18 protein-coding genes and 1 pseudogene are annotated in these 20,169 nt (G+C 68.7%); 13 read left to right on the top strand and 6 right to left on the bottom strand.

The genetic code is table 11. The features are described from left to right. The 3 genes from I0Q12_RS02595 to I0Q12_RS02585 form a co-directional block, all read right to left on the bottom strand. The coding region (locus I0Q12_RS02595; protein ID WP_197250466.1) for a hypothetical protein at nt 1–923 on the bottom strand (923 nt) is incomplete at its 3' end. Continuing rightward, a complete protein-coding gene (locus I0Q12_RS02590; RefSeq protein WP_197250465.1) occupies nt 920–1,276 on the bottom strand; it encodes a type VII secretion target in 357 nt (118 codons plus the stop codon). The genes I0Q12_RS02590 and I0Q12_RS02595, both read right to left, overlap by 4 nt. A 136-nt stretch (nt 1,277–1,412) precedes the next feature. Continuing rightward, complete coding sequence (locus I0Q12_RS02585; protein ID WP_197250464.1) at nt 1,413–1,775, bottom strand: RidA family protein; 363 nt, start codon at nt 1,773–1,775, stop codon at nt 1,413–1,415. A gap of 86 nt (nt 1,776–1,861) precedes the next feature. On the opposite strand from I0Q12_RS02585, the gene I0Q12_RS02580 reads away from it, so the two are divergent. The 3 genes from I0Q12_RS02580 (at nt 1,862) to I0Q12_RS02570 (ending at nt 4,860) form a co-directional block, all read left to right on the top strand. Continuing rightward, the gene (locus tag I0Q12_RS02580) at nt 1,862–2,881 is read left to right on the top strand and encodes an Rv2578c family radical SAM protein (RefSeq protein ID WP_197250463.1); all 1,020 of its coding nucleotides are present in this window, start codon (nt 1,862–1,864) and stop codon (nt 2,879–2,881) included. Nucleotides 2,882–2,990: 109 nt separating this feature from the next. Beyond that, nucleotides 2,991–3,317 (top strand): hypothetical protein, encoded by a 327-nt coding sequence (locus tag I0Q12_RS02575; protein ID WP_197250462.1) that lies wholly within the window; start codon nt 2,991–2,993, stop codon nt 3,315–3,317. 154 nt (nt 3,318–3,471) lie between these two features. Continuing rightward, a complete protein-coding gene (locus I0Q12_RS02570) occupies nt 3,472–4,860 on the top strand; it encodes an oxygenase MpaB family protein (RefSeq protein ID WP_197250461.1) in 1,389 nt (462 codons plus the stop codon). Nucleotides 4,861–5,003: 143 nt separating this feature from the next. Here I0Q12_RS02570 and I0Q12_RS02565 read toward each other — a convergent pair whose 3' ends face one another. Further along, nucleotides 5,004–5,696, bottom strand: a complete 693-nt coding sequence (locus I0Q12_RS02565; protein ID WP_197250460.1) for an SDR family NAD(P)-dependent oxidoreductase — start codon at nt 5,694–5,696, stop codon at nt 5,004–5,006. Nucleotides 5,697–5,840: 144 nt separating this feature from the next. Here I0Q12_RS02565 and I0Q12_RS02560 point away from each other — a divergent pair, with 144 nt between their 5' ends. The 8 genes and pseudogenes from I0Q12_RS02560 to I0Q12_RS02525 all read left to right on the top strand — a co-directional run bounded on the left by I0Q12_RS02560 (nt 5,841) and on the right by I0Q12_RS02525 (nt 15,643). Then, nucleotides 5,841–6,734, top strand: coding sequence for a LysR family transcriptional regulator (locus tag I0Q12_RS02560; protein ID WP_197250459.1), 894 nt, complete (start codon nt 5,841–5,843; stop codon nt 6,732–6,734). 147 nt (nt 6,735–6,881) lie between these two features. Then, nucleotides 6,882–8,246, top strand: coding sequence for an MFS transporter (locus I0Q12_RS02555; protein WP_197250458.1), 1,365 nt, complete (start codon nt 6,882–6,884; stop codon nt 8,244–8,246). A 47-nt stretch (nt 8,247–8,293) separates the two neighbouring features. Then, a complete protein-coding gene (locus I0Q12_RS02550; RefSeq protein ID WP_197250457.1) occupies nt 8,294–9,235 on the top strand; it encodes a shikimate dehydrogenase in 942 nt (313 codons plus the stop codon). Then, complete coding sequence (locus tag I0Q12_RS02545) at nt 9,232–11,181, top strand: FAD-dependent oxidoreductase (RefSeq protein ID WP_197250456.1); 1,950 nt, start codon at nt 9,232–9,234, stop codon at nt 11,179–11,181. The genes I0Q12_RS02550 and I0Q12_RS02545 overlap by 4 nt, the downstream gene beginning before the upstream one ends. Continuing rightward, on the top strand, nt 11,178–12,023 hold the full coding sequence (locus tag I0Q12_RS02540) for an aldo/keto reductase (RefSeq protein ID WP_197250455.1): 846 nt from the start codon (nt 11,178–11,180) through the stop codon (nt 12,021–12,023). The genes I0Q12_RS02545 and I0Q12_RS02540 overlap by 4 nt, the downstream gene beginning before the upstream one ends. Beyond that, on the top strand, nt 12,023–13,111 hold the full coding sequence (locus I0Q12_RS02535) for a Gfo/Idh/MocA family protein (RefSeq protein WP_197250454.1): 1,089 nt from the start codon (nt 12,023–12,025) through the stop codon (nt 13,109–13,111). The genes I0Q12_RS02540 and I0Q12_RS02535 overlap by 1 nt, the downstream gene beginning before the upstream one ends. Further along, nucleotides 13,108–14,828: pseudogene (locus tag I0Q12_RS02530) on the top strand (FAD-dependent oxidoreductase). The gene I0Q12_RS02535 and the pseudogene I0Q12_RS02530 overlap by 4 nt, the downstream one beginning before the upstream one ends. Continuing rightward, on the top strand, nt 14,825–15,643 hold the full coding sequence (locus I0Q12_RS02525) for a sugar phosphate isomerase/epimerase (RefSeq protein ID WP_197250453.1): 819 nt from the start codon (nt 14,825–14,827) through the stop codon (nt 15,641–15,643). Before I0Q12_RS02530 ends, I0Q12_RS02525 begins: the two are co-directional and overlap by 4 nt. 186 nt (nt 15,644–15,829) lie before the next feature. On the opposite strand, the gene I0Q12_RS02520 is transcribed toward I0Q12_RS02525, so the two are convergent. Then, complete coding sequence (locus tag I0Q12_RS02520) at nt 15,830–17,089, bottom strand: GAF domain-containing protein (protein ID WP_197250452.1); 1,260 nt, start codon at nt 17,087–17,089, stop codon at nt 15,830–15,832. Between the two features lie 160 nt (nt 17,090–17,249). On the opposite strand from I0Q12_RS02520, the gene I0Q12_RS02515 reads away from it, so the two are divergent. Next, nucleotides 17,250–19,070, top strand: a complete 1,821-nt coding sequence (locus I0Q12_RS02515) for an NAD(P)/FAD-dependent oxidoreductase (protein WP_197250451.1) — start codon at nt 17,250–17,252, stop codon at nt 19,068–19,070. A gap of 97 nt (nt 19,071–19,167) precedes the next feature. On the opposite strand, the gene I0Q12_RS02510 is transcribed toward I0Q12_RS02515, so the two are convergent. Continuing rightward, complete coding sequence (locus I0Q12_RS02510) at nt 19,168–19,317, bottom strand: hypothetical protein (RefSeq protein WP_197250450.1); 150 nt, start codon at nt 19,315–19,317, stop codon at nt 19,168–19,170. Nucleotides 19,318–19,486: 169 nt separating this feature from the next. Here I0Q12_RS02510 and I0Q12_RS02505 point away from each other — a divergent pair. Next, a partial coding sequence (locus tag I0Q12_RS02505) for a GNAT family N-acetyltransferase (protein ID WP_197250449.1) occupies nt 19,487–20,169 on the top strand: 683 nt, incomplete at its 3' end.

Here is a 20,169-nt window from a genome sequence, read left to right as displayed (position 1 = left end):
AGACCGGACCCGGTGAGCCCGGCGCCGCCGAAGCCCGACGGTGCGGACATGGAACCGCCGGCCGACGGCATCGTCGGCGTCACGGACGCGGCCCGGGTCGGGGCGGAGCCGTCGCCGGATCCGCCGAACATCGATCCGGCCGCGGACGCAGCTTCGGAGGCGAGGGACTTCACCGCGTCGGACGCGACCGCCGCCACCTGCCCGGGGCCGGGCAGGCCCTCCGGTGCGATCGGCGGCGGAACCGGGACCGGGGCGGTGAGGGCGTTCATCGCCGCGGTGTGCACGCTCAGTTCACCGCGGCTGCGGCTCACCACGGCCAGTGCCGCCTGCAGATGCTCGACGGCGGCCGAGACCAGCAGTGCCTGACCCGGCGGCGTCAGCGCGACCGGCACGGTGGCGGACGCGACGGCCAGGAACGATTGGGCGATCCCGGTCAATTCGACGTTCCCGCGTTCGACGGTCGCGGTCGCGGCGCGGGTCAGTTCACCGATCCGGTCGCCGCGTTCGCTCAATGCGACCGCGCTGGTGTACGCCTGGCGGCCGTGCTCGATCGCGGCGTCGGCCGGTGCGCCCTCCCACGAATCGGGGAGCAGGTCGACTGCGCTGCGTCCGATCGAGGCGGCGGTGTCGAGGAACCGGGACGACTGCTGGAGGATCGCGGCCGGGTCGAGCCCGTCCAGGATGCCGGTGCCGAACAGGCCGCCGAGATCGGTCAGGGGTGCGAGTAGCTGATCCACCCCGGGCAGCTGCGGAACCGGAATCGACTGCAGCAGTTCGACGATCGGGTTCGTCCCGGGATCGGGCGGCGGGATGGGGACGACGGGCGCCGGTGACAGCGGCATGTCGAGCACCGGTCCGATCGGGGAGGCCCGCAGCGCGTCGAGGACGGTCGGGGTCGCCGCGGGTGTGCCCTGCCCGGTCACCGCGCGGGCCCGGGTGCGATGCCGGCGGCCGCGGTCGCCAACGCCGCGGTCTGCTCGGCCACGACGGTTTCGTAACCCGTCGCGGTGGCGTGCGCGGCGGCACCGCTCGAGGCGTAGGCGAGCGACAACTGCGCGACCGCGCGGGTGTGCTCGCTCTGGGCGGCGGCGAACGCCGCCAGGAAGTCGCCGCCGATCAGCCCCAGCGCCGGGCTCAGCGCCGAGACGTTCTCCTGCAGATCCACCGCGCCCGCGCGTGCCACCCGATCGGCGGCCTCGAGTGTCGTGTTTCCGAAGGCGCGGACGCCGTCGGGCGCAACCCTGACCGAATTGCCGACGGCGGCATGATCCCCCATGATGATCCCCCCAGATCAGAAGTTCGTGTGCAGCACTCTAGCTCGAGCCGGGGCGCTGTGCGCTCGTGAGCCGGGGGCTGCGCGCTCGCGTGCCTTTCGGGCCCCTCCGGACGCCCGAAAGGCACACGATCCCACGCTATTCGACGACCGCGTCGGCTTCGATCTCGATGAGCAGATCGGCGTCGACGAGGCGGCTGACCTCGAGAATCGTGCTGGCGGGCCGGATCTCGCCGAACACCTCACCGTGCGCGGCGGCCGCTTCCTCCCACCGGGACATGTCGGTCAGGTACATGCGGGTGCGGATCACGTCGGTCAGCTTCGCGCCGGCCTCGGCCAACGCGGCCTCGATCGTGCGCAGGGCGCCGCGGGTCTGTTCCTCGAGGGTCGCGCCGGGGGAGGTGGTGCCGGAGACCGCGACCTGGTTGCCGATGCGCACCGCGCGGGAGTAGCCGATCTTCGGTTCCCATTCGGAACCGGACGAGATGTTCTGACGAGTCATGGCCGGAATTCTGTCAGGTGGAGGGTCGTCGAACGAAATTTCGACGACCGGTTGACAGAATGTCGCACAGGTGTTCGACTGAGCGCATGAGGTGGGCGGCACAGACACTGGACGCCGACGACGGCGCGTTGCCCGGATTCGATCGGGCCGGACTCGTCCGCAGCGTGCAGACGCCGGACTTCGAGGGCATCACGTTCCACGAGGTGCTGTGCAAGAGCGCCCTCAACAAGACGCCGGAGGCGTCGAATCTGCCGTTCCGCTACACCGTCAACACCTTCCGTGGATGCAGTCACGCGTGCCGTTACTGTTTCGCCCGGCCCACCCACGAATATCTCGACCTCGATCCCGGCCACGACTTCGACACCCAGCTCGTCGTGAAGACCAACGTCGCGGCGGTGCTGCGACGGGAACTGTCCCGGAAATCCTGGAAGCGCGAACACGTCGCGCTCGGCACCAACACCGATCCGTATCAGCGCGCGGAGGGCCGATATCGCTTGATGCCCGGCGTCATACGTGCGCTCGCCGAGTCCGGCACCCCGTTCTCGATCCTCACCAAGGGCACCCTGCTGCGGCGCGATCTGCCGTTGCTCACGCTCGCGGCCCGGCAGGTCGACGTCGGGGTCGCGGTGTCCCTGGCCGTCGGCGACCACGACCTGCAGCGCCAGCTCGAACCGGGCACCCCGTCGCCGCAGGCCCGGCTCGATCTGATCCGCGCCGTGACCGACGCCGGACTGTCCTGTCATGTGATGGTGGCCCCGGTCATCCCGTATCTCACCGACTCGACCCGGCACCTCGACGAGCTGTTCGCCGCCATCGCACAGGCCGGCGCCTCGGGCGCGACCGTGATCCCGATGCACCTCCGCGGCGCCACCCGCGGATGGTTCCTGTCCTGGCTCGCCGCCGAGCATCCCGCGTTGGTGCGGCGGTACCGGCAGCTCTACGGCCGCAGCGCGTACGTCACGCCCGAGTACAAGCGCTGGCTCAAGGCTCGCGTCGTACCGCTCGTGGAGCGCTACGGACTCGCCGGCGCCGAAGCCGCACACCGGGACGTGCCGTCGCCGGTCTCCGAGCGCCGTTCCGCGGATCCGGCACTCACGCTGTTCTGACCCCTACTGCCGGTCCGCGCGGCGATCCGGGATCCCGGCGCAGCCCACTCGGCCCGGTCGGGCAAGATCGTCTCCTGTCGTGCCGTCGAGGAGATGCGAGGGGTTGTCTGTGAGAAGTCGTGTGGTGGCCGCGGGGTTCGTTCCCGGGGTGGTCGTTCTCGGTGCGATCGTGGCGGGCTGCGGTGGCACGGCCACGGGCGCGACGTGCGACGACTTCGCCGCTCAGGACGACGCCGCGCGCGGCGAAACCGTCCTCTCCCTGCTCGAACCCCACGGCATCTCGTCCCGCGACCTGGAGAGCTATCGCGTCGTCGTCGGCAAGGTCAACGAATACTGCGGTCTGCGCGCCGGGGTGGCCCGCGAGAGCGGGGAGGCCACGCAGAACAACACGCAGCCGATCGACGCTGCCGTCGACTGGGACAGCTTCACGCACTGACGGTTCCGGCCGTGACGGGGCTCGTCCGGAAGTGAGCGCGTCGACCACTGCAGATCGCATCGGAAGAAACACGCAACGAAACTGACATCACCTGTTTTCAAATGGTGATGCCGTGTGCGACACTGCCTGAAAGTACTACGTGGGGGTGGTTTTCATGACTACGACCAACGAGCGCTCAGAGATCCTCCTCGAAGATGTCGACTTCAACCGGCGAGATTGTCCCGATCGGCCGTTACGGCCCATCCCACCCGGTCGGGACCACTTCGCCGATCAGTGGCGTCACATGCGCGAAATCATGTTCGGCGACTGGATAGACATCGACCGGGAAGTCGAACCCAACGACCTCACGCGCCTGCGTGACGACTATTTCTGGCAACGCGACGAGCACATGATCGGCGTGGTCGAGGCGTTCGAGCGACTCGGTCACGAGCAGGGCCGCGCGCTGTTCGAGCAGGCTCTCACCCAGGGCATCGAAACGCTCGAAAATCCCCCGCACGAGTTCGTCGAGCTCTTCGAGCATCTCGATCAGCTGCCTGCCCAATTCGATCTCGTCGCTGCCGAACGGGGACGGATGCTGGCGATGGCGGCTACCTGGAGTGCCACGTCGATCATCAAAGGGTGGGCACTGTACGAAACAGCAATGACCGGTGACATTTCCGCTGCCACCGGTGCCACGGGACGATTCGCGGACGACGGTCCGCGCCGCTTCATCGAAACAGCCCGGGTATTTGCCGAGTTCAGGCTGCCGGAAATTTTCGATCGCCGTTCCGAGGCATTCCAGGACGTGGTGCGCGTGCGGTTGATGCACGCACTGGCCAGTCGTGGGCTACGCAGAAAATGGGGTGACGACGTCTATCTCAAATTCGGAGAACCGATTCCTGCGACATCGTTGCTCGGATTCGGCAGCGGCATGTTGCTCGGACGGCTCGTCGACCACGCGTTCGGGCGCAGGTTGACCGCGCAACAACTTGAGGATCTCGCCGAATATTCCTCCTACTCCGCGCGTTTGTGGGGAGCTCCCGAACTGCTCCACTCCGCGAACGGTGTGGAACTCATCAAATCGCTGAATTATGTTCTCGCAAGGGGCGGTAACCCTTCGCCCTGGCGTGCTGAACTCGTCGATGCCATTGCCGGTCCCGCACACGTGGAGACCCTGACGGACACGCTTCCCGGTGTGGTCAAGAAATGGGTGTCCCGGTACGCCGATCAGATCATCGCCACCATCGCTCTCGCGCCGGCAGGAGTGGTGTTCGGGTACAAGCAGATCGAAGCCATGGTGGAGGGCACGCACTTCGAGCCGCTCGGATACAACTTCGAACGCCGAGTGCGCTGGTTCGCGCATCTCACCGGATTGAACGTCGCTCTCGCCAGGCTGGCCGACAGCGTTCCCTGGTCCAACCCCATCCGCGAGCGCAGGAACAGAAGCGGGGCAGCCGCGCGCGAACGGGTGGCCATGTTGAACAAGGTCGCCCGCGGTCGGCATATCGCGATGACCTTCACGCAGCACGACCGTTCGACGGCGGGTGAGGGTTTCAGCGGGTAGCCCGGCCGATATCACGTTCTTCGACGAGTTAATGCGTGCGACGGTAGCCGGCGGTCCCGGATGCGCGGGGCCCGCCGCTCGCCAGTGGGATGTGCGAACGCCGGAGATCCCTGGCGACGGCGGAGTCGGTTCGGGATGGCCGGTCAGTACGACGCGCGCCCGCCGCTGGCGTCGTACACGGCACCGGTGGAGAAACTCAGCGCCTCCGACGACAACCACGCGACCAGTTCGGCGATCTCCTCGGGCCGTCCCATCCGCCCCATAGGGGTGAGGCTCTGCGATCGGGCGATGATCGCGGGATCGGTGTCCGCGTTCATCGGGGTCTCCACCGCAGCGGGGGCGACGGCGTTGGCGAGCACGCCGGACGTCGCGACCTCCTTGCCCAGTGACTTGGTCAGGGCGATCACGGCGGCCTTCGAAGCCGAATAGGCGCTCTGGTAGGGGTTTCCGTCCTTGGCTGCGATGCTTGCAAGGTTCACGACGCGGCCCCAGCCGGCGTCGATCATCCCGGGCACGAACGCGCGGCACATCAGGAACGTGCCGTCGACGTTGACGCGGAAGGTGCGGTGCCAGCCGGCGAGGTCGGTGTCGACGAGTAGCGCCGACGGGCCGACGATCCCGGCGCTGTTGACGAGGATGTCGACGCGGCCCACGCGCGACCGTAACCGGTCGACCGCCTCCGGATCGGTGACGTCGAGGTGCTCGTCGGCGCCGGGCGCGAGGTCGGCGGTGACGACGCGAACGCCTGCGTCGGCCAGGCGTTTTGCGCACGCCGCGCCGATGCCGCCGGCGCCGCCCGTGACGAGGGCGATGGCGCCCGATGGGTATGTGGACATGGATATCTCCTCGGGTATCTGGGGATCGGGTATGTGGGAGTAGTCTCAATCTATGTGCGATATCGAAACAATAAGGTTCGCACTGTATTCAAGATGAATATACGGCTGCGGCGTGGCCGTCAACCCGCCGAAGGAGAGGGTCCCGTGGAGATCCGTTGGGTGCAGGCATTCGTTGCCGTCGCCGAAGAGTTGCATTTCGGGCGGGCCGCCGCGCGGTTGCAGATGGCGCAGTCCCCGCTGAGCCAGACCGTGCGCAAGCTCGAGAAGGACATCGGCGTACCGCTGTTCGAACGCAACACCCGCAGTGTGGCGCTCACGGCGGGTGGTCATGCGTTCCTGCCGCACGCGTACCACATTCTCGAGAGCGTCGAGACCGCACGCCAGGCCACCCGCGCGTCCGCGGGAGGCGTGTACGGGCGCATCAAGATCGGATTCACGGGTGTGCTCAACCACCTGTCGCTCCCGCCGCTGACCCGGGCGCTGCGGCAGCGATATCCCGACATCGAACTCACCCTGGTCGGCCGCATCATGACCCGCGATGCAGTCGCGCAACTGGAAAGTGGCGCACTGGATCTCGCGTTCGTCGGCATGCCCGTGCAATCGGCGGGTGTCAGTGCCCGGCTGATCCGGCGCGAGCCGTTCGGTGCGGTGCTGCCGGTCGACCACCCGCTGGCGGGCGAGACCGCGATCGAGCTGCGCGATCTCGCCGAGGACGGGTTCATCACCACGCCGATCTCGGCGGGATCGTCGCTGCAGGAGGTCACGATGCGGGCGTGCCTCGACGCCGGATTCCGTCCGCGGGTGGTCCAGGAGATCACCGATCCGTACATGATCCTGCTGCTCGTCTCGACCGGCGTCGGCGTCGCGCTCATGACCTCGGGCATGGCGCCGATCGCCCCACCGGGCACGGTGTTCGTGCCCCTGACGGGCGAGCCGGTCTACATGCTGCACGGTCTCGGGTGGTCGCCCAAGCGGGTGTCGCCCGCGCTCGAGGTCGCGCTCCGGCTTGCCGAGGAGATCCTCCCGACCCCCGATTAAGATGCAAACGGTCTTTTTCAAAGACTTTTTCGGTGTTGGACGCCACATAGTCTTGCGTGACAGTCTCGGTTCGTCCCGGCGAGTGTGAGGGCCGTCTCAGCGGATCGGCCCTCCGTGTTCGTCGGATTCTGGGACGAAAGGAAACCCATGACGAACAGTCACACATCGGATCGCGACGGGCACCGCGCTGCCAACGCCCGCAGGGCCGCCATCTCCGGCTTCCTGGGCAGCACCCTCGAGTACTACGACTTCTTCATCTACGGCTCCGCCGCGGCCCTGGTCTTCGGGCACATCTTCTTCCCCGGTGGCGGCGCGACCGCAACCCTGCTGTCGATCAGCACCCTCGGCGTCGCCTACGTCGCCCGCCCCCTCGGCGCGGTGCTGTGGGGACACTGGGGCGACAAGTTCGGCCGCCGAAACGCCCTCCTGGCGTGCCTGCTCACGATGGGCATCTCGACCTTCGTCATCGGCTGTCTGCCCACCTACGACCAGATCGGCATGGCCGCACCCGTGATCCTGGTGCTGCTCCGGTTGCTCCAGGGCCTGTCCGCCGGCGGTGAATCACCGGGGTCGTCGTCGCTCACCCTCGAACACGCCCCCGCGCGTCGCCGGGCATTCTTCACCTCGTTCACGATGAGCGGCATCATGTTCGGCATCGTCATCTCGAGCCTCGTCTTCATCCCCGTGGCCTCGCTGCCCGACGACGCCCTCTACTCGTGGGGCTGGCGGGTACCGTTCTGGCTCAGCATCGTCGTCACCGTCGTGGCAATGTGGTTGCGCCGCAAGCTCGACGAACCCGAAGTCTTCGAGGAGATTCATGAGAGCGGGGACACGGCGGCGTTGCCGGTCGTGGAAACGTTCCGCTCCCACTGGCGCGCGGTGATCCGTATCGCCCTCAGCGCCACGTTCGCGATGATCAACACCATCGTCAACGTCTTCGCCCTCGCCTACGCCGTGGGCGTCCAGGACATGGAACGCTCGACGATCCTGTGGGCGATCGCCGCTGCCAACTTCGTCGCCGTACTCACCCAGCCGCTCTTCGGCATCCTCGCCGACCGCATCGGCCGCAAGCCGGTATTCGTGTTCGGTGCCCTCGGTTCGGGCGCCATGGTCTTCGCCTTCTTCCACGCGATCGGAACCGGAAGCACGGCAATGGTGTTCGCCAGCGGAATCGTTCTCATCGGCTTCTTCTACGCGATGCCCAACGGCATCTACCCCGCGTACTTCCCCGAGCAGTTCCCGGCCAGGGTCCGCTACACGGGCATGGCGGTGAGCCTCATGCTCGGACTGCTCGTAGCGGGCTTCACCCCGGCCGTCGCCCAGATCCTGTCGGCCGGCGACGCCGCGAACTGGGTCCCGGTCGCGTCGATGTGCATGGGCTTCGCGGTGCTCGCCGCGGCCGCGGCACTGACCGGACCCGAGACGTATCGCACGCCCACCGAGGAACTCGGAGAACCGAAGCGCCCGGTACCGGCGGTCGCGGCAAACAGCCTCGTTCGCACCGACGCCTGACCGACCGATCCGCCTCGGTGCTCGATCCGGGCACCGAGGCACACCCCATGGAGGAGCACATCGTGTCCACCACTGCTGCGCACCGCATCGGACTCGTCGGTGCCGGTATCGCCTCATCGCTCTCACCCGCACTCCACGAACGCGAAGCCGCCGAACTCGGGCTCACCGGCTACCGTTACGACCTGCTCGACCTCGACACGCGGACCGTGCCGGTCGCGCACACCGCCGAGTTCGTCCGCGCCGCCGTGCGCAAGGGTTACACCGGGCTGAACATCACCCACCCGTGCAAGCAGCTCGTCATCCCGGCCCTCGACGAACTGTCCGACACCGCCCGGCTGCTCGGCGCCGTCAACACCGTCGTCGTCCGCGACGGCCGGCTGATCGGACACAACACCGACCACAGCGGGTTCCTTGCGGCCCTGCAGCGGGGACTTCCCGGTGCCGCGCTGGACTCGGTGCTCCTCGTGGGGGCGGGCGGGGCCGGCTCCGCCGTCGCATACGCGCTCGGCGCAGCGGGCGTGAACGAACTGAGCATCTCGGACGTCGACCCGGCCCGCGCCGCAGATGTCTGCATCCGGGTCGCCGCGGCGTTCCCGGCGGCGTCGGTCACGCCGGTCGCGGCCGCGGACGTCGCCACGGCGCTGCAGACGTGCCACGGGGTGGTGAACGCGACGCCGATCGGTATGACCGGACACCCCGGAACGCCCTTCGACACCGCCGCACTGCGGTCCGGCCAGTGGGTCGCCGACATCGTCTACCGGCCCCTGCGCACCGAACTCGTCTCCGCTGCAACAGCTCTCGGGTGCGAGGTACTCGACGGCGGGCAGATGCTCGTGGCGCAGGCCGCCGACACGTTCGCGCTGCTCACCGGAGTCACCCCCGACGCAGGCCGTATGCGCCGCCACCTCGGCGACCTGATCGAACAACGAGACCTCGCCGCCGCCTCGGCCGGTTCGGCCGCAACCCCGACGACCGAGGAGATGCGATGACCACCCCCGCCTTCGCCCGGCCCCTCGACCTCGGGCCGGTCCGGCTACGCAACCGCTTCGTGTCGGCACCGATGGAACGCAACTACTGCGCCCCCGACGGCACCATGACCGACGACTACATCGCCTACCTCGAACGCCGCGCCGCCGGGGGAGCGGCACTGGTGTTCACCGAAGCCAGCTACGTGCGCGCCGACGGCAAGGGACGCATCCGGCAGATGGGTGTCGACGAGGACGACCGCATCCCCGGCATCGCACGGATGGCCGACGCCCTGCACGCCCACGGTGCACTCGCCGGGGTCGAACTCAACCACGGCGGCCGCACCGCACAGGGCGCGGTCAGCGGATTCGTGCCCGTCGCGCCGACGCCGATCCCGTGCACGGTGGTGGGCGGCGAGATGCCCGAACAACTCGACGACGCCGACATCGAGCACATCATCGAATGCTTCGGTGAAGCCGCGGCGCGGTGCGAAAAGGCCGGTGTCGACGTGATTTCGCTGCACGGTGGACACGGCTATCTCATCCACCAGTTCCTCTCGCCCGCCTACAACAAGAGGAACGACAAGTGGGCCGAGCCCACCTTGTTCGTCAACCGCGTCATCGACGCCGTGCGGGCGATGGCTCCGGGGGTGGCCCTGGGGCTGCGCTTCTCCGCATTCGAAGGCGTCGACGGCGGCCTCGACGCGCGGTCCACCCGCGAGCGCATCGACGCGATCGACACCCACCGCCTCGACTTCCTCGACGTGTCGGCGGGCAATTACGAAGCGGGCCAGTGGATCATCCAGCCGGGCGAATGGCCTCGCGGCCTCCTGGCGCCCCACGCCACGCCGTACACGCGCGATTTCGACATCCCGGTCGGCGTCGCCGGCCGCATCAGCACCCCCGAGGCCGCAGAACACATCATCGCCTCGGGTCAGGCCGATTTCGTGAGCATGGCCCGCACCCTGCACGCCGACCCCGAGTTCCCGAACCGTGCACTCGCCGGCAGCCGGTACCGACCGTGCATCGCCTGCAACTACTGCATCGACAGCCTGGCCGCCGGGCCCGTACCGTGCTCGGTCAACCCGTGGGTGGGTCGTGAACTCGAGCAGCCCACCGAAGCCGCCGGCATCCCGGTCCGGGTTGCGGTGATCGGAGGTGGACCCGCGGGCCTGTCGGCGGCCCGGGAACTCGCGACCGCCGGACACCGCGTGGATCTCTACGACGAACGTGACACGCTCGGAGGCGATTTCGCGCTGGCCTCGGCCCTGCACGAGTACCCGGAGTACCGCCGCATCGTCGACTGGTATCTCGCCGAGCTCGCCGATCTGGACGTAACGTGCCACACCGGTGTCCGCGTCGAGGCGGACACCCTGGCCGCCGAGGACTTCGACGCGATCGTCCTCGCGACCGGCGGCCGCGGTCCCGCGCTGGACGTGCCCGGTCTGGAGACCCGTCGCGTGCGGGATGTGCGCGACTATCTCGCCTCCGGAGATCCGGCACCGGCGTCGATCACCATCTTCGGTGCCGACCGCGAAGCCGCGGCGGTGGCCGACGACCTGCTGCAGAAGGGCACGCAGGTCGTCATGATCGGCCCGCAGGAAACCATCGCCCACGATGTCGGCCGGCGCGCCAAGATCGTGCTGCTGCCGAGGCTGGCCGCGGCCGCGAACTTCACCGCCCACCTGTCGTCGATCGTCACCCGCGTCGAGGCGGACCACGTGGTGATCTCCACGAACGGCACCGAATCCACGGTGTCCGCCCCGGGTGAGCTGCTCGTTTCCCAGGGCATCGAACCCCGCACCGACCTGCTCACCGCGCTGCGCCGGCTCGCCCCGCGCCTCGGCGTCCACAGTGTGGGCGACGCGAGCGGTGACGGCGGATCCATCCACGCCGCCATCGTCACCGCCGCCGACGTCACCGCCCGTATCACCGCATCCGCACGTACCCGAGTCGAGGCCCTCGCATGAAACCCGAAATCGGCACAGCCGCAAAGACCTACGGCGCCGACGTGCGCGATGCACTGCCACCGGTCGGCCTGGGTACCTGGCCGCTGGTCGGGCCGGATGCGACCGCCGCCGTGCTCGCCGGCATCGAAGCCGGCTACCGACTGATCGACACCGCCACGATCTACGACAACGAGGACGCCGTCGGTACGGCCCTCACCACGTGCGGTGTGGCCCGTGACGAGCTGTTCGTCACCACGAAACTACGTGGCAGTGACCATGTTTCGGGCGACATCCGCGGCGCCGTCGAACGCAGCCTCGAGCGGTTGGGTCTCGACTACCTCGACCTGTTCCTCATCCACTGGCCGTTGCCGCGCCTCGACCGCTATGTTGCCGCCTTCGAAGGGATCCTCGAGTGCCGCGACGCGGGTCTCGTCCGGTACGCGGGCGTGTCCAACTTCCTCGAACACCACCTGCGCCGGGTCGTTTCCGAAACCGGTGAAGCGCCCGCGGTCAATCAGATTCAAATGGACCCGACACTCGCCCGGGTTCCGGTGCGCCGTGCCGACAACGAACTCGGCGTGTTCACCCAGTCGTGGAGCCCACTCGGGCGGGGTGAGACGCTGCGCTCGCCGGTCGTCACCGCGATCGCCGACCGCCTCGGCATCACGGCAGCCCAGGTGATCCTCGCGTGGCACCGCGCGCACGACGTGGTTCCCATCGCCCGCTCAGCGAACCCGCAGCGACAGGCGGAGAACCTCGCCGCAGCCCACGTGCGGCTCGAACCCGCCGACGTCGCGGCGCTCGACGACCTCGATCGCGGCGAGAGCGCCGCACGCGATGTCGAACGAGAGGAGCACTTCTGATGTCGCTGCGTACAGGCATCGTCGGATGCGGACGTATCGCCGGTAACCATGCCCGGGCCCTGCAGCAGAGTCCCGGCGTCGAGGTGGTGGGTTGCGCCGACGCCGACCCGGATCGGGCCACCGCGTTCGCGCGGCGGCACGGCATCGCCCACGCCGTCGGCTCGGTGGAGAGGTTGTTCGCGCTCGGCCTCGACGCCTGCACCGTGTGCACCCCGCATCCCGTGCACGAGCAGATCGTCGTCGCCGCGGCCGCGGCCGGCATCCATGTGCTGTGCGAGAAGCCGATCGCGGTGGACGTGGCCGCCGCGGACCGCATGATCGCCGCCGCGGACCGCGCCGGCATCACGTTCGGGGTATTGTTCCAACGGCGCTTCTGGCCCGCTGCCCGGCGCATCAAGGCTGCGATCGACGACGGCCGGCTCGGCGTCCCGGTGCTCGGAGAGGTGTCGGTGCTGCTGCACCGTCCGTCGAGCTACTACTCGGCCGATACCTGGCGGGGTCGGTGGGACACCGACGGCGGTGGCGTGCTCATGACGCAGGCCGTGCACCAGATCGACATGCTGCAGTGGTTCATGGGCGAACCCGTCTCGGTGACCGGCAGCATCGGCACCCGCTTCCACGGCGACCACATCGAAACCGAGGACACCGCCTCGGCGGTGGTCACATTCGCGTCCGGGGGCACCGCCACGATCACCGCCACCACCGGCGTCAACCACAACCTCGGCAACCGCGTCACCGTCATCGGGGCGACCGGAGCCGTCGCGAGCGTGCTGGAATTCCCCGAGGGTCGCGAAGGCGTGAACGAATTGTGGACGCTGCCCGGCGAACTCGTGCTGAACACCCCCTACGACAGCGCCACCCACGCCAACCTCGACGTCGAGGACGTCAACGCCGGCCTCACCGACTTCCACACCCTGCAGGTGCAGGACTTCGCCGACGCCGTCCGCACCGGCCGCCCACCCGCCGTCACCGGCCGCGACGCCCGCACATCGCTCGCCGTGATCGAAGCCGTCTACGAATCCGCCCGCACCGGCCGGCCGGTCGCGCCGGCCCCCGCACTCGTGTCCACAACCGAGGAGAACCGATGACCCCCGAACCTTCCACCGACGGGAACACCTTCGACGTAGTGGTCGTCGGGTCCGGCGCCGGCGGGCTGTCCACCGCCGTCACGGCCGCGCACGGCGGCGCGTCGGTCCTGGTGGTGGAGAAGGCCGCCGTGTGTGGCGGCGCCACCGCATGGTCCGGCGGCTGGATGTGGACCCCGCGCAACCTGTTCGCGCATGCCGACGGCGTCCACGAGGACCGTGCCCTGCCGCGCACCTATCTCGAACACCGGCTGCGCGACAACTTCGACGCCGCCAAGGTCGACGCGCTGCTCGACGGCGCCCCGGAGATGGTCGAGTTCTTCGAGACGCGCACGACCCTGCAGTTCGTGCCCGGCGCCGGCATCGCCGACATCCACGGCGACACCCCCGGTGCCGGCACCGTTCCGTCGCGCCGAAACCGGTGAGCCTGCGCACACTCGGCCTCGACGTCGCGGCGCTGCTGCGCCGGCAGCTGTACGAGACCTCGTTCCTCGGCATGGGGATCATGGCCGGCCCCGACCTGCAGGCCTTCCTGCACTCGACGCGTTCGGCGAAGGCATTCGCGCACTGCGCGCGTCGTGTCACCACACACATGTTCGACCTCGTCACCAAGCGTCGCGGTCAGCAACTGGTCAACGGCACCGCGCTCGTCGGTCGCCTGTTGCGCTCGGCGCTCGACGCCGGGGTCGAGTTCCGGGTGTCCACCGCGGCCACCGCGCTCACCACCGACGACGGCCGGGTGACCGGAGTCCGCCTTACCGGTCCCGGCGGGCAGTACACCGTCACGGCCCGTCGGGGTGTCGTCCTCGCGACCGGCGGATTCACCCACGACCTCGATCGGCGCAGGGAACTGTTCCCGCGCACACCCACCGGACGCGAGCACTGGACCCTCACCCCGCCGACCACCACCGGTGACGGGATCTCGCTGGGTGAATCGGTCGGTGGGCGCCTGGACCGAACGCTCGCGTCGCCCGTCGCGTACTGCCCCGTCTCCCTGATCCGATACCGCAACGGCAAGCAGGGTGTCTTCCCGCACATCATGGACCGCGCCAAGCCGGGCGCCATCGGTGTGCTGGCCGACGGCCGCCGGTTCGTCAACGAGGCGCTCGGGTACCACGACTACACGCTCGCCATGATCGAGCAGGTCCCGGACGGTGACGAGGTGTGCTCATGGCTGATCGCCGACGCGCGGTACATGAAGTACTACCCGCTGGGGATGGCCAAGCCGTTTCCGATCCCCACCTGGCCGTACCTGCGGTCCGGGTACCTCACCCGCGCCGCCACCCTCCGGGAACTCGCCGCGAAGATCGGTGTCGACCCGGACGGACTCGACAAGACCGTCGCCGTGTTCAACGAGAACGCCCGGGCCGGGACAGATCCCGAGTTCGGCCGCGGATCGACCCCGTTCAACGTCCGGTCGGGGGATGTCGGCAACCCGTGGCCCAATCCATCGCTCGCGCCGCTCGAGAAGTGCCCGTTCTACGCGGTGAAGGTGGTCCCCGGCAGCTTCGGCACGTTCGCAGGGCTCGTCACCGACGCGCAGTCCCGCGTGCTCGACTCCGGCGACGCGCCGATCGACGGTCTCTTCGCCGTGGGGGTGGACCAGGCGAGCGTGATGGGCGGTCACTACCCCTCCGGCGGAATCAACCTCGGCCCCGCCATGACCTTCGGCTATCTCACCGGACGCCGACTCGCCTCGACCACAGGATTCTCCCGATGACCGCCCCGCTCGGACTCGCCGCCCTCACCGTCCTGGACATCCCGCCGCTGCAGCATGTCGATCTCGCCGAACGACACGGCTTCGACACCGTCGGTTTGCGGCTGCTGCCCGCCGCGCCCGGTACCACCGCGTACCCACTGCACGAGAATCCCACCGAACTCGATGCTCTCGTACGCCGACTCGCGGACTCGCCCATCGAGGTCTTCGACGTCGAGATCATCCGCATCGCAGAGGGTTTCGACACTTCGGCCTACCGGCCCCTGCTCGAGGCAGGCGCGCGGCTCGGGGCGCGGGCCGTACTGGTCGGCGGCGACGACCCCGACCGTGCACGGTTGACCGACTCGTACGCGCGGCTGGCGCTGGTGTGCGCTGAATACGGCATCGTCGCAAGTCTCGAATTCATGCCTTGGACAGCGGTTCCCGACGCCAAAGCTGCAGTCGACATCGTCTCACAGGCCGACGGACCCGCACGTAGTGTGCTCGTCGACGCCCTGCACACGGACCGGTCGAGCACGACCCTCGACGATCTCGCAGCGATTCCTCGGGAATGGTTGCACTATGTGCAGATATGCGACGGGTCCCTGCCGGCTCCGACAGACGACGTTGAACTGATCCGGCAGGCACGTGAAGAACGGCTCGTGCCCGGAACAGGCGGGATCGACTTGCGCGGAATCTGTTCTGCGCTACCTGAAGGACTCCCTGTGAGCATCGAGCTACCCAACGAGCCGTTGCGCCGGGCGCTGGGGGACGATGCGTGGCTCGACAAGATCATTTCTGCGACGAGGAGGACCATCGCGCCGATCCAGGCTGTGTAATGCCGAGTGCCGACTTCGAGAGAGAGGGACCTCGCGATTCCCTCACTATCGGTCCTCGTGATCGACACGGGTGCACATCGGGGCCGGCGTGCTGAGCGCCGGCGCGAAGGTGGCGTTATCCATGTGGTCGGCCATTCGGAAAGACCCCATTCTTGTCGGGTCCTCGTGGTCCGATGCAATGGACATTCACGTGGCCAGTGCCCGCACCCCGGGGCTCGTCGACCGGCGCACGAACGCACATTCGGAGAGGCGCTCCGCGCCGGGCGTTTCGACGACGAGATCGACGGACTCCGTCAGCCGGTAGGGCCGGCTGTCCACCACGGTGCCGAGCGCGCGGCGCAACCGCGACACCTCCGCGCGCACCGCGACGGCATGATCGGCGTCGCCGAACAATGCGTGACCGAGATCGGTGACCGTCATTCCCGCGGGGCCGTGGCGGTGCAGCAGTAGCAGGATCTCGGCGTGCCGCACCGTCACGGAACTGTGCCACGAGGAGTCCGCGCCGGTCACCTCCACCGAGGGAGTCGACGAAAGGCGAAGTGTCATCGAGATTCTCGACGTCCGCTCGGCAGGGCGGATCAGCCACCCGTGGGAGAGCTGCTCCGGCATGCACAGCCCGAGGCCGGGGACGGTGATCGGCCGGTCGCCCCGCGGGGCGGCGACTCGTCCGGTGGTCGCGACTCCCGAGGCGTGCGCGACCCATCCGTGGTCGTCGACGAGCAGCAACGGTCCACTGACCGACGCGAGCACCGGCGCCGCACGGGTGCGCAGATGGTCGAGGCGTTGCTCGTGCCGCCGCCACAGCTGGGATTCGGCCAGCCGCACCGCGGTGTCGACCAGCGCGCTGATCGCCGGATGCAGCGTCAGCGCCGGGCCGCTGACGTCGACGATGCCGAGCAGCTCACCGCTGATCGGGTCGTGGACGGGTGCCGCCGTGCAGTACCAGGGATGTTGGCTCTGCTCGAAGTGCTCACCCGAAAACAGTTGGACCGGAGCAGCTTCCGCGAGTGCCGTTCCGATCGCGTTGGTGCCCACGGCGGATTCGGTCCACACGGATCCCTCGCGGAACCCGAGGGCGTCGGCGCGGGCCCGGACCCTCGCGGAACCGTTGCGCCACAGGATCACTCCGTCGGCGTCCGTCACCACGAGAAGCAGCTGCGACGCATCCGCCACCGGCGCGACGATCTGCGTCAGATCGCCGATCACGGTGGACAGCGGTGACTGCCGGCGACGGCGCTCGATCTCCTCGACCGGATAGGGGATGCGGACGTTGCTGCCGGACGGGTCGAGTCCGGTCTCGAACACCCGCGACCACGAGCGGGCGACGACCGCGCGGGGACGCATCGCGGGTTTGCCCCCGCCGATCACCGCGTCGTGCATCCGGACGAGGTCGCGTGCGTGACGCGGCAGATCGGTGCCGGGTGCGATCGCACTGAAACTGCTCACGGTTCCTCTCCGGTCTCCGGGTATCCCCCGGAGCATAGGCGCCGCGCTGTGGTCTGCGCCACAAGCGCGCGTCCGCGCCGTGCAACGTGATGCAACGATTGCAGCAACCCCGTGCTCGGCTGTGTGCTGGATCACAACAACGACCGGAAGGGGATCCGCCATGACCGACATCCTCGAGCAGCCCACCGACCAGGGCCTCGACCCGCAGCGACGCGTCGACCAGTGGCTGCACGATTTCGAGGCCGCGCTCGCCTCCCGCGACGTCGACGCCGCAGCGGGCATGTTCGCCACCGACAGCTTCTGGCGCGACCTGGTCGCCTTCACCTGGAACCTCAAGACGGTCGAGGGCCGCGACGGTGTCGCGAACATGCTGCACGAGCGGCTCGACGACACCGACCCACGCGGCTTCCGCACCACCGAGCCACCCACCGAGGAGGACGGTGTCGTCAGCGCGTGGATCGCGTTCGAGACGGCGACCGGACGCGGGGAAGGGCACCTGCGCCTCGTCGAGGAGGGCGCGTGGACGCTGCTCACGACGCTGCAGGAGCTGACCGGACACGAGGAGGGCAAGGGCGTGCGGCGCCCGCGCGGCACCACCCACGGTGCCGACCGGAACCGGGTGACCTGGTCCGAGCAGCGCGAGGCTGAGGAACGCGAACTCGGGTACACCCGCCAGCCGTACGTCGTGATCGTCGGCGGTGGTCAGGGCGGGATCGCGCTCGGCGCCCGCATGCGGCAGCTCGGCGTGCCCACCCTGGTGCTGGACAAGCACGACCGGCCCGGCGACCAGTGGCGCGGCCGGTACAAGTCGCTGTGCCTGCACGATCCGGTCTGGTACGACCACCTGCCGTACCTGCCGTTCCCCGACAACTGGCCGGTGTTCGCGCCGAAGGACAAGATCGGCGACTGGCTCGAGATGTACACCCGGGTCATGGAGGTGCCGTACTGGTCGAAGACGACGTGCACGTCGGCGTCCTACGACGAGGCGGCGGGGGAGTGGACCGTCCACATCGAACGCGACGGGCAGCCGCTGGTGTTGCGCCCGAAGCAGCTCGTGATCGCCACCGGGATGTCCGGCAAGCCCAACATTCCGTCGTTCCCGGGCATGGACCGGTTCCAGGGCGAACAGCACCATTCGAGCCGACACCCGGGACCCGACGCCTACGCGGGCAAGAAGGCCGTGGTGATCGGCGCGAACAACTCCGCGCACGACATCTGCGGTGCGTTGTGGGAGGTCGGGGCGGACGTGACGATGGTGCAGCGGTCGTCCACGCACATCGTCAAGTCCGAATCGCTCATGGAGCTCGGCCTCGGCGACCTCTACTCGGAGCGGGCGCTCGCGGCCGGCGTAACCACCCACAAGGCCGACCTGACGTTCGCGTCGCTGCCGTACCGGATCATGCACGAGTTCCAGATCCCCGTCTACGACAAGATCCGGGAACGCGACGCCGACTTCTACGACCGGCTCGAAAAGGCCGGGTTCCGGCACGACTGGGGCGACGACGGCTCCGGCCTGTTCATGAAGTACCTGCGCCGGGCATCGGGCTACTACATCGACGTCGGTGCATCCGAACTCGTCGCGAACGGCGACATCAAACTCGCCCACGGCAACGTGCGGGAGCTGACCGAACACAGCGTGATCCTCGAGGACGGCACCGAACTCGAAGCCGACCTCGTCGTCTACGCCACCGGTTACGGGTCCATGAACGGCTGGGTCGCCGATCTGATCGGTCAGGACGTCGCGGACAAGGTCGGCAAGTGCTGGGGTCTCGGCTCGGACACCACCAAGGATCCGGGACCGTGGGAAGGCGAGCAGCGCAACATGTGGAAGCCGACCCAGCAGGAGGGGCTGTGGTTCCACGGCGGCAACCTGCACCAGTCCCGCCACTACTCGCTGTATCTCGCGCTGCAGCTCAAGGCCCGGTACGAGGGCATCCCGACACCGGTGTTCGGGCTGCAGGAGGTGCACCACCTCAGCTGACCCCTCGCCCTCGTGCGCGGTTTCGGTAGCCCCCGCTACCGAAACCGCGCACGAGCGGTAGGGGCGGCGCGACGATCGCCGACCGCGCGCGGATGACCTACCCGGTCGGCCGGAAATGCGGACCCGGGTCGGTGGCGCCGGGGTGCCGATGGGTGTTGCGTGCCCGCGCCATCCGCCATTGCAGAACGGCCACCGTCGCCAGTGCAAACACCAGCAGCAGCACGAGTTGGACGACGTTGGCGTTCATCACGACCTCCTACCGGGCCTCTGCTCGGCTCACGTACCCACCACGGCACCGGTTGAAACACCCCCGGTGTGCCGTAGTGGCGGTGGGAGGCGCCATTAGGGCACACCGGCGCGTCAGCGCACCGGTAGGCTCCGCTCCGGGGACCCGCGCACCCGGCGAAGGAGTGACTGTGGAACTCGACGTCCGCGACTCCGGAGATCTTCCGGCATCGAAGATCGAGGAGTTCTACGATTCGGTGCTCGCGCCGTCGTTCGCCGACTCCGAACTGATCCCGCGCGCCGAATTCCTTGCCGACCTGAACGATCCCGGTGGTGACACCGTTGCCTCCGTGGCATTCGACGACGCCGGAGAGATCCTCGGTGGCGCTGTAGGTCAATGGTTTCCGCAAAGCCGGGTCATGCTGACCGCGTACCTGGCGATCCGGCCGGGGCGGCGGGGCGGCGGAATCGGAGGCAGGATCCTGCGGGCGGTGCTCGCGGACTGGCAGCGACGCGTCGATCCACTGTTGATCGTGGGTGAGGTCGAGGACCCGCGACACCACACCGACATCGGCTTCGGTGACCCCGAGAGGCGGCTGAAGTTCTACGCGGCCGCCGGCGCGAAAATCATCCCTGTCCCGTACTTCCAGCCGGCCATCCAGGCCGGCGGTGAGCGTGTCCCGCACCTGTTCCTCATGACGTTCGCGGTCTCGGACGAGTGCCGCCGCGGCGAACGCGGCATCGACGCCTCGCCGGTCCGCGCCTTCCTCGAGGCGAACCTCGCCGGGAACGAGGGGAGCGTCGACCGGGACGACCCCGCCACCGCGGCGTTGTTCGACGCCGTGACGGGAGCGGCGGTCGAACTCGTCGACCC

It is taken from the genome of Rhodococcus sp. CX (assembly GCF_015865005.1).
GTDB lineage: Bacteria > Actinomycetota > Actinomycetes > Mycobacteriales > Mycobacteriaceae > Rhodococcus.
The sequence above is the reverse complement of the archived record's forward strand: the minus strand, read 5'-3'. Positions and strand labels throughout refer to the sequence as shown.